Consider the following 13,182-nt stretch of genomic DNA (forward strand, 5'->3'; position numbering starts at 1 on the left):
CTACCCCGCGTAGAGCAGCAGCAGACCGGCGACGGTGTACGCGACCATGAGCGCCAGCAGCGGCAGCTGACCGGCCACCGCCCGGGCCCGGGGGAACAGGTACAGGGCGCGGTCGTGGGCGAGCAGCGTGCCGAGCAGGTGCCCGAGGATGATCACGGTGATCTGGAGGGTGGCCACCCCGGACGGCGTGACCAGCCCGGTGTGCGGCTCCCAGCCGGCGGTGCCGAGCCAGTTGGCGCCGGTGACCAACGGGTCGGAGAGCAGCGCGACGGTGCGCTGGCCTTCCAGGATCAGCAGCGAGTAGTAGTGCGCCACCACGTAGCCCACCGCGATCGGCACGATCGAGTGGGCGATCTCGCCCGGCACGCGCCGGACGGCGGCCGGGTCGGAGCGGCCGATGCGCGCGGCGGCTCCGGTGGCGGCGAGGTACGCCACCGCCACGGCGGCGACGACAAGGGTCAGCCCGGCGCTGCCGGTGACCGCCGGGTGCAGGCCGTTCTCCTGGCTGAACCGCAGCCAGCCGGGCGCGTTGGAGAGACTGTCGTACATGGTGGAGCCGAGCAGCACGATCACCACGGCGACGAGGCCGGGGCGGGGCCGCAGCCCGGCGATCCCGTCGAGCGGGTTGCGCCACACCAGCACGCCGTCGGCGGCCCGGCCGACCGGGGCGAGCTGACCGATCAGGGCGCTGTACGTCTCGAACGGGTCGGCGTGGTCGAACCAGCCGGCGCCGAACACCGCAGCGCCGGCCAGCATGACCACCGCGTACGCGGCGAGCCAGGCGGTGATGACCGGCAGGGTGGCGCGGTCGGGTGCGACCAGTTCCAGCCAGACGAAACCGAACAGGGTGGCGGCGGCCGGCCACCATCCCACGCCGGCCGGCAGCTGACGGAGACCTCGGCGCGGGTCGCGCCGCACGGCCAGCGCCGCCAGCAGGTGAACGGTGCGCAGCGGGTTGACCGTTCGCCAGACTGGGCCGAGCAGCAGCGACAGCGGCGCCAGCCCGACCCAGAGCAGCACGTAGAGCGCGCCGGCCGTCGGGTTGTCCGCCGTGTCCGGCCCGCCCAGCAGACCCAGGCAGAACCAGGCGGCTGCGAGCAGGCCGAGCACCCGCAGCACCCACCGGAAGGTGGGCGCGTCGACGAGTCGGGCGAGCCATCCCGGCACCGGTCGGCCCCCGGTCGCGTCCCGGTCGAGTCGCGGCTCACGCCAGAGCAGGCCCAGGGCGAGGAACGTGACGACGAGGGTCAGCGCGGCGGCGACGACGAGCTGCGGCAGCGTGATCGGCAGGTCCTGGCGACCACCGACGCCGTGTGCCAGCAGCGTGGGAGCGGCGGTCATGTCGCTCAGCGGACGACGAGCTGGAACAGCACCAGCTCGGTCTCGTGCGTCTCCACCTCGAACAGCCCGGTCTTGTCGGCCCGGAACTCCACCAACCCGGGGGTGCCGGCCGGCAGTCGAGCGCCCAGGTCGTAGCCGTGCACGTGCAGTTCGTCGGACACGTCGGAGGTGACAGTGATCCGAACCAGCTCGCCCTTACCCACGGTGATTCGTCCGGTGGGCGGATCGACCCGCCGCTTCGCGATCGTCACGGTGATCTCCCGGTCCACGGCCGGGGTGCTGGCGGCGGCGCTCGGGGTGGCGCTGGCCGTCGGGGTCGGCGCGGTGGTGGCGCTCGGCGGCGCGGCGGACGTCGGTGCCGCCGAGGGGGTGGCGACGGAGGGATCGTCGTCCTGGCCGCACCCGACGAGGAGCAGGGCGGTGAGGGCGGCGGCGAGGGCGGCGGTAGTGCGGCCGGCGGGGGTACGGACGGACACGGGCGGGCTCCGAACGACGCGAGGGGACGGGTGTCGGGTTGATCGTCGGGGATGAGAACTGTACGTCTTGTTCGGCGGCGGGGATATGACCATGATGAACCAATGCGATCGAGGCTCGTCACTATGCGTCACATCCTGAGCCGCACCCTGGCGGCCCTGGCCGCGACGGTGGTGGTGTCGCTGGTGCTGCCGGTCGCACCGGCGTCCGCGCACGGCCAGTTGGCGACCAGCACCCCGCTGACCGGCACCGTCGTGCGCGAGCCGCTGACACAGTTGGGGTTGTACTTCACCGAGAAACCGGCCTCGAACGCCCACTTCACCGTCACCGGGCCGGACGGGTCGCGAGTGGACAATGGTTGGTCGTTCGGCGAGCCGAAGCGCCTGGACAAGCCGGTCCAGGAGTACTTCATGGTCAACGGTGTGTTCGAGCCGCGGCTCTACCACACCGGCTTCCCGGCCATGGTGACCGTCGCCCACTGGCCGGCGAAGGGTCGCTACACCGCCAGCTATCTCTCTGTCGCCTCGGACGGTGAGGCGGTGCGGGGCAACGTCACCTTCGACTACCAGGGGCCGAGTACGCCGGCGCCAGCCGGTTGGGTGGTGCCCACGGCGGGGCCGGACGCGACACTGCTTGCCCAGGCCGAGGGCGAGGGGTCGGCGAGCCCGGGGGCGACCGGCGGCCCTGCGGACGCCACCGGCGCCCCGGCGAGCGATCCGGCTGGCGCCACGGAAGAGCGGCGGGACGGCGGGTTCCCGCCCTGGCTGGTCCCGGCACTGATCGTCGTCGTGGTCTCCGCGATCGTGCTGGTGGCGGCCCGCCGTCGGCCCGCCGCACGGGGAGGCGCCGCCGCGACCCGCCGACCGGTTAGCAGGGCGGGCAAGACGGCCAACGCGGGGAAGGCGGCGAACACGCCTCACAAGCCCGGCAACCGGGCTGGTGGCCGGGCCCGAGGCGGACGGCGATAGGCCGCCAAAACCCGCATACCTGCGCGTACCACCGCGAACTTTCGCACGGACACGAGGAACTTTTGATGTATCGAGGCGAAGCCATGGACACTCCAATCGAAACGCCTTAATGTCTCGATCCATCCACCCGGTGTTTCCGCAACGTCACTCGTCGGCGTCGAGGACGTTACGGACCCGGGCCGACGGCCATCCTCACCGCTGCTATGCGCCGGCCGTCGGACACTCCACCGCCTCCTGGAGGAACGATGGGCACACGCCTGCTACGCCGACTCCACAAACCCGCACTGGGTGCGCTGGCACTCGTCCTCACCACCGGCCTCTGGGCCGCTCCGGCCACCGCCGCCCCCGCGCAGGAACCGGGTGTCACGCTGCGCGTCTTCGACGTGCAGGTGCCGCTCTCCACGCTCTGCACACTCAAGCCCGCGCAGACCCCGAACGTGGACAAGCTGATGTCCACAATCAACTGGACCTCGGCGGCCGACTTCGGCTTCGAGGACAACTTCGTCTCGCAGGTGCTCGGCAACATCACCACCACCCAGGCCGGCAGCTACACGTTCCGGCTCAGCAGCGACGACGGGTCCAAACTGGCGATCGACAACACCGTGGTGATCGACCACGACGGGTTACACGGAGCGACCCCACCCAAGGAGGGCACCGTCACCCTCACCGCCGGGCTGCACCCGCTGCGCATCGACCACTTCGAGCGTGACGGCGGGCAGCAGATCACCCTGGAGTGGAAGCCGCCCGGCTCGTCGTCCTTCGTGGTCGTACCGAACTCGGCGCTGAGCACCGACGCCGGCGTCGTCCGGGTGACCGCACCGGGCCGCAAGGAGTGCGAGGGCATCGCCGACACTCCCGGCGACGGCCTGCCGCTGACCGGGGTGCACCCGGGCTACACGCTGACCAACCTGCGGCCCAGCGGCTTCCAGCCGAAGGTCACCGGGATGGACTGGTTGGCCGACGGGCGGCTGGTCGTCTCCACCTGGGGCGGCAGCGACCAGTCCGGCACGTCCCAGGACGGTGAGGTCTGGATCCTCGGCAACACCGGCGGCGCGACCACTCCGGGCGCCGTGACCACCAAGAAGATCGCCGGCGGGCTGAAGGAGCCGATGGGACTGAAGATCGTCGACGGGGTGGTCTACGTCTCGGAGAAGCAGCGGCTGACCCGGCTGGTCAACACCGGCGGAGACGAGGTGGCCGAGCGCCTGGAGACCGTCGCCACCTGGCCGTACGGGGGCAACTTCCACGAGTTCGCGTTCGGCCTGCTCTACCAGGACGGGTTCTTCTACCTGAACCTGTCGGTGTCGATCAACTCCGGCGGCGCCACCACCAACCCGCAGCCCGCCGCCAACCGGGGCAGCACCCTCAAAATCAACAAGGACACCGGCGCGGTCAGCTACGTCGCCGGCGGCCTGCGTACCCCGCACGGCATCGGCTGGGGCCCGGAGGGCGGCATCTTCGTCACCGACAACCAGGGCGGCTGGCTGCCCTCGTCGAAGCTGGTGCACGTCAAGCAGGGGCGGTTCTTCAACCACTACACGAACCCGGCTGGCCCGTTCGACACCAACCCGGTCACCCCGCCGGTGCTCTGGATGCCACAGAACGAGATCGCCAACTCGCCCAGCACCCCGCTGTACCTGACCACCGGCCGCTACGCCGGCCAGTTCGTCATCGGCGACGTGACGTACGGCGGCCTGCAACGGGCGAATGTGGAGAAGGTCAACGGCGAATACCAGGGCGCCCTCTTCCGGCTCACCCAGGGCCTGGAGGCGGGCGTCTCCGAGGTGAACGTCGGCCCGGACGGCGCGATCTACGTCGGCGGGCTCGGCGCGGGCGGCAACTGGGGCCAGACCGGGAAGCTGTCGTACGGCCTGCAGAAGCTCACCCCGAACACCGCCACCACGTTCGAGATGCTCGCCATGCGCGCCACCACGACCGGCTTCGAGGTCGAGTACACCCAGCCCGTGTCGACGGCGACCGCCACCGACCTGGCCGCGCGGTACAAGCTCAAGCAGTGGAGGTACGTGGCGACCTCGAACTACGGCGGTCCGAAGATCGACGAGGAGACGCTGACCGTCACCTCGGCCACCCTCTCGGCGGACGGCAAGAAGGTCAGCCTCACGGTGCCCGGACGCAAGGCCGGCAGGGTGGTGCACCTGCGGTCACCGCGCCCGTTCACCTCCACCAGCGGGCAGTCACTGTGGAGCACCGAGGCGTGGTACACGCTCAACTCGATCCCCGGCAGTCCCCCGCCGCCGACCGGTGGGACCATCACCGGCGTCGGTGGCAAGTGTCTGGACGTCGACAACGCGGGCACCGCCGACGGCACGAAGATCCAGCTCTGGACCTGCAACGGCACCACCGCGCAGTCGTGGACGAAGGTCGGTGACACGTACCGGGTGCTGGGCAAGTGCCTGGACGTGGACAACGGCGGCACCGCCAACGGCACGAAGGTGCAACTCTGGACCTGCAACGGCACCGCCGCTCAGGTCTGGCAGCCGCAGTCCGACGGGTCGATCCGCAACCCGCAGTCCGGCAAGGTCCTGGAGGCCGCCGGCGGTAGCAGCGCCGACCGCACCCAGATCCAGCTCGGCACGTACGCGGGCGGCGCCCACCAGAAGTGGGTGGTCAGTGCCGGGGTAACCGGCTGACGTCGGGCGAGGGGCGTGGTCCGACCTCCCGGTCGGGCCGCGCCCCGAACCGTGTGGCGCAGGGTCACCGGCGCGCCGGCCGTACGGCGCCAGCGCGACGGTGAGGCCTGCCGTCGGTCAGGGACCGTGCGGCAGCGGCTGCGCCAGCGCGCGGAGATCCGAGGGAAGCTGGGCCAGGGCGTCCTCGAACTCCCGGTGCCCGACCACCCGGTGCATCGTCTGAAGAACCGCCCGAATGCCCCGCTCGGCGGCTGGCCGGTCGATTCCGGCGCGGTCGGCGACCCGGCGGAGGAACTCGTCGTAGCCGAACGCCTCCGGCGGCTCGGCGGCCTTGACCAGCAACGGGCTCAACTCGTCAGCCAGGTGGGGGGCCAACGCGCCCGCCTCACCGCCGCTGAGCCGCTCGGTGAGGGTCCGCAGAACGGCCTCGGTCAGTGGGCGCGCCTGCTCCGGCGGGACGCCCGCCCGTGCCGCGACCTTGTCGACGAACCCCAGCTCGGCCATTCCCCCGCCCTTCGTCTCGGAGATGCGTGGCTACCCGGGCCTGTCCACGGCAAACCCGGCGGGCGGAGCCGGACGGGTCTGATGGTTGCTCCGCGCGGCGCCGTCGGAGTCTCGTACGGTGAGGTCGGACCGGGAACCCGACGGCTGCCCGACGGCGGCCCGTGCCGCAGGAGGAGCAGATGGCCGTCGACCTACCCGACGTGATCGACCGGTACTTCCGGGCCGTCAACGACCGGGACCTGGACGCCTTCGTCGCCTGCTTCGCGGACACCGCGAGCGTCGCCGACGAAGACCGGCTGTACGACGGACGGGCCTCCATCCGCGCGTGGCGGCAGAAGACGATGGATGCCCACTCCTACACGGCCGAGCCGGTACGTGTCACACCACAGGCCGGCGACTCGTACCTGGCTCTCACCCGGGTCTCCGGCGACTTCCCCGGCAGCCCGGTCGAGCTGCGGTACCGGTTCACGCTGCGCGACAACCTGATCGGCGCCCTGGACATCCGCCCGTAGCAGCGGTCGCTGCTCGGCGCCGACGCGGCCCCCTGACCGCCCGGTGCCGGATGCCTGGCCGGTCCGGCGCGCGCCGTGATCAACCGCCGAACGGACGAGACGGCCCATGGGTCGGCGGATGACATGATGTTGCGACAACGGCTGTGGCTACGGAAAAGGGTTGCTGGTGTCCGATGGCGCACGTCGAGGCGAACACGTCCACGGCACCCGGGCGGATCGTGGTGACGCTGACCGGCGACCCTCGGCCGGAGGGCTGATGCCGGCCGAGCGGCGAGACACCGTGGTCGAGCAGAGCGTCCCCGCCCATGTCACGGACACCATGGCGTACCAGGTGGCGACCGACGTGCGAGCGCTGCGCGCGTTCGTCAGCGCCGGGGCGCTGGCCCGGGGCCTGCCGCCGCATCGGGTGGAGCTGCTGACGCTGGCGGTCAGCGAGCTGGCCACCAACACCCTGCAGCACACCACCGGCGGCGGCCGGGTCCTGCTCTGGGCCGAGTCCGGCCAGTTGTTCTGCGACGTCGTCGATCGGGGACCGGCGCGGGAGTTCGGCCAGGGAATGCCGTCCGCCGACTCGATCCGCGGCCGGGGGCTGGCGATCGTGGAGCAGGTCTGCGACGAGGTCGCCGTGCTCACCGGACCCGGGGAGACCGTCGTACGGATTCGCCTGAGCCTGTGAGCCGGGCGGCGATCCACGCCCGCTCGGGTCGCGTTGCCTGCCACAATGCGGACAGCCCGGGCCGACGGTGACCCCGGGTCGGACCCGACCGGGAGGACGGCACGATGCCGGACAGCGCACGCGAGGCAGAGCTGCTCGATGCCGAGCGCACCCTGCAGGCCGCCCAGAGGGCCGGCGACGTCGATGCTCTCGATCAGCTGCTGGTCGACCAGCTGATCGCCATCGGCCCGGACGGCCGTCCGCACACCAAGCAGGACGACCTGGCCGCGCACCGGGACCGCCGTTCGGTGGTGCAGGAGCTGGTCGAGGAGGAGCTGGACCTGCTCGTCGTGGGGAAGACCGGGGTGACGTTCTTCCTGGGCCGGGTGTCCGGTGTGTTCGAGGGGGCACCCTTCGCCGCTCGCCTGCGTTACACCCGGACCTGGGTCCACGACGACCCGCACGGCTGGCGGGTCCTCGCCGCGCACATCAGCCCGGTCTGACTCAGCTCAGTCCTCGTCCTCGTCCTCGTCGAGCAGGCCCTGCTCGTCGAGGAACGCGAACCACCTGTCGTCCGCCGGAGTCAGGTCGGCGTAGCCCGGGCCGAGCAGGTAGTAGTCCACGAAGGATCCGAGGTCGGGGGCCAGCTCCTCGAACGCGTCGGACATGAACCACTCGGTGCCGTTGGGTGGGAAGTACCAGATCGCTCCCGTGCCACGGTCCATGAAGATCGGCTCGTCGCTGCGGGTGCCCACCACCAGCCAGCCCGCCCGGTCCTCGGGGATGGTGGAGAAGTCCGGCACGTAGTCGAGGTGGTACTGGATTCCGGCGAGGGTCGACGTGGACGCCAACTCAAGTCGACCCGCCCGCAGGCCGTCGGCCACCAGCAGGAGATCGCGCAGGTCGGCCGGGAGGCTCGCCGGCACGACATCGATGGCGGCGCCCTCGCCGAACTCGGCGTACGCCAGGCTCGCCGGCTGGTCGGCCAGGTCGGCTCGCAGCTCCTCGATGAGCTGCCGCAGCTCGGGGTTCACTGCACCACCTCTGTTCGGATGAGGTCCTGTCCGGCAAAGCTCCCGGCTGCCCGGAGGCCTGCGAGCCGATGTGCGGATTGGTTCTACCACGCGGCAGCTCGCCGGGGCGTCACCTCGCCGAATCCGCCAACCGGGCCGACACCACCTGTCCAAGATCTGGTGGTGAGGGCGTCCGGGCCGCTGGCGTCGAGCCCTTTGCTCAGCTGACGACCGCGTCGATCGGGCCGACGCGCAGGGTGCCGTCGTTGAGGGGCGTACAGCGGATGCCACCGGTGGTGCGCAGCGCCTTCCATGCTCCCGGGCCGACCGTGACGTCCATCCAGGCGCACGGCCGGGCCGCCCGGTTGACCCGCAGGCTGACCGGGCCGTTGCCGGAGTCCAGCACCAGCACCCTGCCGATCAGCTCGTCCACGGCGATCCCGGTGGTGAGGATGTTGCGCCGGACCTCCGCCAGGCCGATGCCGACCGGCAGCGACTCCTGGGCGATGACCGTGACGCTGGCGTCGCGGTGTGCCTGCTGGCCGAAGTACCGGTCGCCGACGATGCCGAGGCCGGCCCGGATCCGGACCACGTCGACCAGCTCACCGGGCGGAGCCGGCGCCGGGCCGTCGGCGGGCCGGCCCAGGAAGCGGTGCACGGGCGAGGCCAGCAACTCGACGATCTCCGGCATGGCTGGAAGTCTACGAAGCGGACCGGGTCGTCCGGGGCAGGTCGACGGATGACCCGGTGGGGACGGCGGCACGTTCGCCGCCGTCCCCACCGCGACACGGCTCAGGCCGGCGTGCCGGTCACGGTCAGGTTCCGTACCCGGCCGACGTTGTCGAACGAGCCGAAGCCCACCCGCCCCGAGCCGAACGTGGTGTCCTTCGCGGTCATCAGCGGGTCCCGGTTTCCGTCGACGTAGACGGCGATCTCACCCGTGGATGGCAGGTGCACCACCCGGACGCGGTGCCAGTCGGCATCGGTGATCGCCGGGTTGGCGCCCCGGGAGCGGCCGTTCCACTGGTGGTCGATGCGCTCCCGGTCGGCGTTGTCGACCTTGAAGATGCCGTTGTGCGGGTAGATGGTGTTGTCGGTGGAGAGGTGGGCGTAGTAGAACTCGGTGTCCGAGCGCCAGCCGAAGACGATGATCACGTCGCGGTTGCTGACGTCCACCGGCGTGTCGAGGCGTACCCGGGCGTCGACCTGCACCGACGACCACGCCGGGCCGGCGGTCAGCACGGCGTACTCGAACGGCCGGCGCGGGCCCGGCCGGCTCTCCCCGGCCTCGGCGAGGATGACCTGGTCGCGGGTGAACTGCCACTTCGCCGGGGTCACCGGCGCCCAGTTCGACGCCCCGGCGGTGCGGCGCACTGTGGTGTCGCCGACGTCGCCGCTGGCGAACTCCCTCGTGCCGGTCACCTTCCAGATCTTCCCGTTGGCCTTCGCGACGAGGTAGAGCTCACCGGCGGCGTCGGTGCCGAAGCGCAGGTCCACCCGGTTGGGGTCGCCGGGCGCTCCGGGTCCGGAGAGGTCCCGCATCCGGACCGGACCGCCCGCCGCGTCGAAGAGCGCGAGTTGGTGGATCGGTGCCAGGCCGTGGCCGCGGCGCATCTCGTTCGCCTCGGTGTAGAGCACCCGGCCGTCGACCAGGTCACCGAAGACGTACTTGCCGCGCAGCGCGGGCAGCGTGCGCCCCCGGTAGACGAACCCGCCGGCCACCGCGACACCGACGTCGTCGGTGCAGTTCCAGCCCGGTGCGGGGTCATGGTCGTACGCGGCGACGGGGTACGTGTAGCCGTACCGGTCGTCGTCGGCGGGCAGTGGGAGCAGCCGGTCGCAGGGGCTGGTGGCGGCCTTGTCGAAGACGAAGGAGCCCTCGCGCTCACTCCAGCCGAAGTTGTCGCCGGCGCGGACCTCGTAGATCGCCTCGACGGCGTGCTCACCGATGTGTCCGAGGTACATCCGGCCGGTCGCCCGGTCCCAGCTGAACCGGTGCGGGTCACGGAAACCCACGGCGTAGATCTCGCCGAGCGCGCCGGTCTGGCCGACGAACGGGTTCCCCTGTGGGATGCCGTAGCGCCCGTTGGCGGAGTTGGTGCCCCGGGGGTCGATCCGCAACAGCTTGCCGTGCGGCAGCGCCAGGTTCTGCGGGTCGGTGTTGCGGGCGCCTTGGCCGCCGTCGCCGACCGCGAGGTACAGCAGGCCGTAGTCGCGGTCGTGACGCTTGGCCGTGGGGTTGAAGTTGATTTCCTGGATGCCGTGCACCTGGCCGCCGAAGCCGATGCGCAGCACCTCGCGGTGCGTACCGGCGAAGGTGGCGGCGGTCGGATCGGTCGCCGTCCACTCGGTGATGACCCCGTGGAAGAGCGTGCTGGGCTGGGCGTGGTCGGGTGTGGCGGTCGTCGTGGACGCCAGCTCGGTGTGGATGGTGTAGAACCGGCCGTTGACGCCGAACTCCGGGTGGAAGGCGACGTAGCCGAAGCCCTGGCCCAGCCCACGACCGGAGAAGAACTGCGGCGCGAACGTCGCCGCCACGTCCAGGTAGACGTGCGGCACGCCGCCCTCGACCAGGTAGAGGTTGCCGTTGAGGTCGGGCACCGCCCGCCGGCCGGAGCCGTCGGGCAACTCCATCACCGTGTTGATCCGCGCGGTCCGCATGAGCCGCGCATCGGTCGGGGCGGGCGTGGGGTACGACTGCGGGAAGCTGGCGTACTCACTGAGGACCAGCCCGATCCGGGACTGGACCGGCATCTCGGGGATCGGGTCGTCGACGCCGTCGGCGGCCCGGGCGGGCGACGCGAGCACTGTGGACAGGACCAGCACGAGGGCGGTGAGGCCGGCCGTCAGTGCGGGTCGGCGGGCACCTCGGGTGCGGCGGTGGAGGACGAGCACGCGTGTCTCCTTCTCGGTGGGACGGTGCCGAGGGTGGTCAGCGGGCCAGGTGGTGGTACTGCCTCCGCACGTCGCTCGCGGAGACCACGCTGTCGAGGAACATCAGGCCGTCCATGCGGCAGTCGCACGGGTTGCGCTCCAGGGTGTCCTGGGGGAAGCTCCCGCCGATCTTGATGCCGCGCGGGTCGGAGGCGGTGGTCAGGTGTGGGCCCGGCCCGGACACCAGCCACGGGTCGTCGGTGCGGGTGTAGAAGCCGTCCACCGGCTCGCCGTTGCGGTAGAGGGCGAGGGCACCGGTGTCGAAGTCGAAGGTGGCGGCGAGGTGCACCCACTCCCCCACGGGCAACAGCTCGCGCCAGTCCTGGTTGGCGGCGAAGGTCTGCGAGTTGCCGCCGTCGAGTCGCCGCCCGAGCGCGACCAGGCGCAGCTCCCCGTCGACGTCGATCAGCTCCAGCAGGGCCCGCACGCCGTGGCCGTCGGAGTCGCCGGTCAGCACCCCGGCCAGTCCGATCGCGTTGTAGCGGTCGGCGGGGTCGGTGGTGGTGGAGTTGGGCAGCGGGCTGTCCATGTCGAGCTTGAACCAGCCCATCACGGTGGTGCCCGCGGTGGCGCTGAAGGCGCGCAGCGTCCGCACCCCGCTGGCCGACCAGGTGCCGGCCTTCCAGTCGTCGTTGCCGGCAACCGCCGGGTCGACCTGCCGGGTCTGCACCGCGTTGCGGCTGCCCCGGTAGGCACGGTCCGGCACCCGCATGGCGGCACCGCCGTTGATCAGCTCGATCTCGGTGCCGGAGCGGCCCTGGTCGCGTTCCAGCGCCGGATCGCCGGGCACCGGGTGGTCGAAGTCGTACGCGGCGACCAGGTGTGCGCGCAGGGCCGGGTGGACGTCGTGCGAGATGCTCCGATCCGCCTGCGCGGGCGGCGCGGCGACGCCGGTCAGTGCGCCGATCGCCAGGAGGGAAACGGCCGCTCGGCGGGCCCTGGACATGGCTGTCACCTCGTTTCGCGGCATGACTGATGCCGGTCACGTAAGCGCTTACGTAAGCGCTTACGTACCCTAGGCTCCGATGAATGGCGCTCGCAATAGATCGGGTGACATGGATGTTTCCGGAGGGTTGCGGATGCCCAGGGCCAACCAGCGGCCGCGCCTCGTGGACGTCGCCGAACACGCCGCCGTCTCGCTGGCGACCGCCTCCCGCGCCCTCGCCGGCCGTGAGGGGGTCAGCACCGAGGTGGCCGACCGGATCCGGCAGATCGCCCGTGAGCTGGGCTACGTCGCCAACCCGTACGCCCGCACCCTCGCCGGCGGGGCCAGCTCAACCGTGGGGCTGATCGTCCACCAGGTCGACGACCCGTACTTCGCCGAGATCGCCGCCGGCGTCATCCAGCTCGCCGCCGAGCAGGGGCTGCTGGTGCAGATCTGCCAGTCCGGCCGCGACCCCGGCTACGAGCTGCAACAGCTGCGGCACCTGATCGCCCAGCGGGTCGGCATCGTCCTGATCAGCGGTTCCGGCTACGACGACCCCCGCATGGAGGCCGCCGCCCGCGCCGAGCTGGCCGCCTTCCAGGACCACGGCGGACGGGCCGCCGCCATCGGACGGCACGCGCTCGGCATCGACGCCGTCCTGCCGGACAACGAGGCCGGCGGTCACGCGCTCGCCCAACACCTGATGGACCTCGGCCATCAACGGATCGCGGTCGCCGCGGGCAGCGCCGGGCTCACCACTGTCGCGGACCGACTGGCCGGCGTGTCGTCGGCCCTGCGGCAGCGCGGGCGGTCCCCGGCCGACCTCGTCGTCGTGCACAGCGACTTCACCCGCGGTGGCGGGCGGGCCGCCGCCGAGCAGATCCTCAACGAGCACCCGGCAACGACGGCGATCATCGCGCTCAACGACGCGATGGCCATGGGTGTGCTGTCGACGTTGCGCTCCCGCCGGGTGCCGGTGCCCGCGCGGATGTCCGTCGTCGGCTTCGACGACGTCTCGGTGGCGGCCGACCTCGCGCCCAGCCTCACCACCATCCGCCTGCCGATGACCGAGATGGGCCGCACGGCGCTCACCCTCGCCCTCAAGCCCCGCTCGACCCGCCCCCGCCGCCGTCCCACCGGGCACCTGCTGGTCGTCCGCGACTCGACCGGGCCCGCGCCGACGACCTGACCGGCGACCACGCTGC

13 protein-coding genes are annotated in these 13,182 nt (G+C 71.7%); 6 read left to right on the top strand and 7 right to left on the bottom strand.

The window, feature by feature from the left end; translation table 11 throughout:
• On the bottom strand, window positions 1-1,341 hold the full coding sequence (locus tag GA0070619_RS14510; RefSeq protein ID WP_088948557.1) for a hypothetical protein: 1,341 nt from the start codon (window positions 1,339-1,341) through the stop codon (window positions 1-3).
• A gap of 5 nt (window positions 1,342-1,346) precedes the next feature.
• Window positions 1,347-1,817 carry a cupredoxin domain-containing protein gene (locus tag GA0070619_RS33825; protein WP_088948558.1) on the bottom strand — a complete coding sequence of 157 codons (471 nt, stop codon included), beginning with the start codon at window positions 1,815-1,817 and terminating at the stop codon, window positions 1,347-1,349.
• A gap of 123 nt (window positions 1,818-1,940) precedes the next feature.
• Here GA0070619_RS33825 and GA0070619_RS14520 point away from each other — a divergent pair, with 123 nt between their 5' ends.
• Together GA0070619_RS14520 and GA0070619_RS14525 are read left to right on the top strand one after the other, a co-directional pair.
• Entirely contained in the window at window positions 1,941-2,783 is an 843-nt protein-coding gene (locus tag GA0070619_RS14520; RefSeq protein ID WP_231927420.1) for a copper resistance CopC family protein, read from the top strand.
• A gap of 245 nt (window positions 2,784-3,028) precedes the next feature.
• Entirely contained in the window at window positions 3,029-5,434 is a 2,406-nt protein-coding gene (locus GA0070619_RS14525) for a ricin-type beta-trefoil lectin domain protein (RefSeq protein WP_088948560.1), read from the top strand.
• A gap of 117 nt (window positions 5,435-5,551) precedes the next feature.
• Here GA0070619_RS14525 and GA0070619_RS14530 read toward each other — a convergent pair whose 3' ends face one another.
• Window positions 5,552-5,938, bottom strand: a complete 387-nt coding sequence (locus tag GA0070619_RS14530) for a DUF2267 domain-containing protein (RefSeq protein ID WP_088948561.1) — start codon at window positions 5,936-5,938, stop codon at window positions 5,552-5,554.
• Between the two features lie 179 nt (window positions 5,939-6,117).
• On the opposite strand from GA0070619_RS14530, the gene GA0070619_RS14535 reads away from it, so the two are divergent.
• The 3 genes from GA0070619_RS14535 to GA0070619_RS14545 all read left to right on the top strand — a co-directional run bounded on the left by GA0070619_RS14535 (window position 6,118) and on the right by GA0070619_RS14545 (window position 7,608).
• Complete coding sequence (locus tag GA0070619_RS14535; protein WP_141909737.1) at window positions 6,118-6,450, top strand: nuclear transport factor 2 family protein; 333 nt, start codon at window positions 6,118-6,120, stop codon at window positions 6,448-6,450.
• 256 nt (window positions 6,451-6,706) lie between these two features.
• Complete coding sequence (locus GA0070619_RS14540) at window positions 6,707-7,126, top strand: ATP-binding protein (protein ID WP_088948563.1); 420 nt, start codon at window positions 6,707-6,709, stop codon at window positions 7,124-7,126.
• 104 nt (window positions 7,127-7,230) lie between these two features.
• Window positions 7,231-7,608, top strand: a complete 378-nt coding sequence (locus GA0070619_RS14545) for a nuclear transport factor 2 family protein (protein ID WP_088948564.1) — start codon at window positions 7,231-7,233, stop codon at window positions 7,606-7,608.
• A 6-nt stretch (window positions 7,609-7,614) separates the two neighbouring features.
• Here GA0070619_RS14545 and GA0070619_RS14550 read toward each other — a convergent pair whose 3' ends face one another.
• From GA0070619_RS14550 to GA0070619_RS14565, 4 genes are all read right to left on the bottom strand, one after another.
• On the bottom strand, window positions 7,615-8,139 hold the full coding sequence (locus GA0070619_RS14550; protein ID WP_088948565.1) for an SUKH-4 family immunity protein: 525 nt from the start codon (window positions 8,137-8,139) through the stop codon (window positions 7,615-7,617).
• 199 nt (window positions 8,140-8,338) lie between these two features.
• Window positions 8,339-8,809, bottom strand: coding sequence for a molybdenum cofactor biosysynthesis protein (locus GA0070619_RS14555; protein WP_088948566.1), 471 nt, complete (start codon window positions 8,807-8,809; stop codon window positions 8,339-8,341).
• Between the two features lie 101 nt (window positions 8,810-8,910).
• Window positions 8,911-11,013 (bottom strand): PQQ-dependent sugar dehydrogenase, encoded by a 2,103-nt coding sequence (locus tag GA0070619_RS14560; protein ID WP_231927421.1) that lies wholly within the window; start codon window positions 11,011-11,013, stop codon window positions 8,911-8,913.
• A 37-nt stretch (window positions 11,014-11,050) separates the two neighbouring features.
• Window positions 11,051-11,998: a LamG-like jellyroll fold domain-containing protein gene (locus tag GA0070619_RS14565; RefSeq protein ID WP_197699648.1), complete on the bottom strand. Its 948-nt coding sequence runs from the start codon at window positions 11,996-11,998 to the stop codon at window positions 11,051-11,053.
• A 109-nt stretch (window positions 11,999-12,107) separates the two neighbouring features.
• Between GA0070619_RS14565 and GA0070619_RS14570 the strand changes: the two genes are divergently transcribed.
• The gene (locus GA0070619_RS14570) at window positions 12,108-13,166 is read left to right on the top strand and encodes a LacI family DNA-binding transcriptional regulator (protein WP_231927422.1); all 1,059 of its coding nucleotides are present in this window, start codon (window positions 12,108-12,110) and stop codon (window positions 13,164-13,166) included.
• The last annotated feature ends 16 nt before the right edge of the window (window positions 13,167-13,182 follow it).

This window comes from Micromonospora zamorensis, from assembly GCF_900090275.1.
GTDB lineage: Bacteria > Actinomycetota > Actinomycetes > Mycobacteriales > Micromonosporaceae > Micromonospora > Micromonospora zamorensis.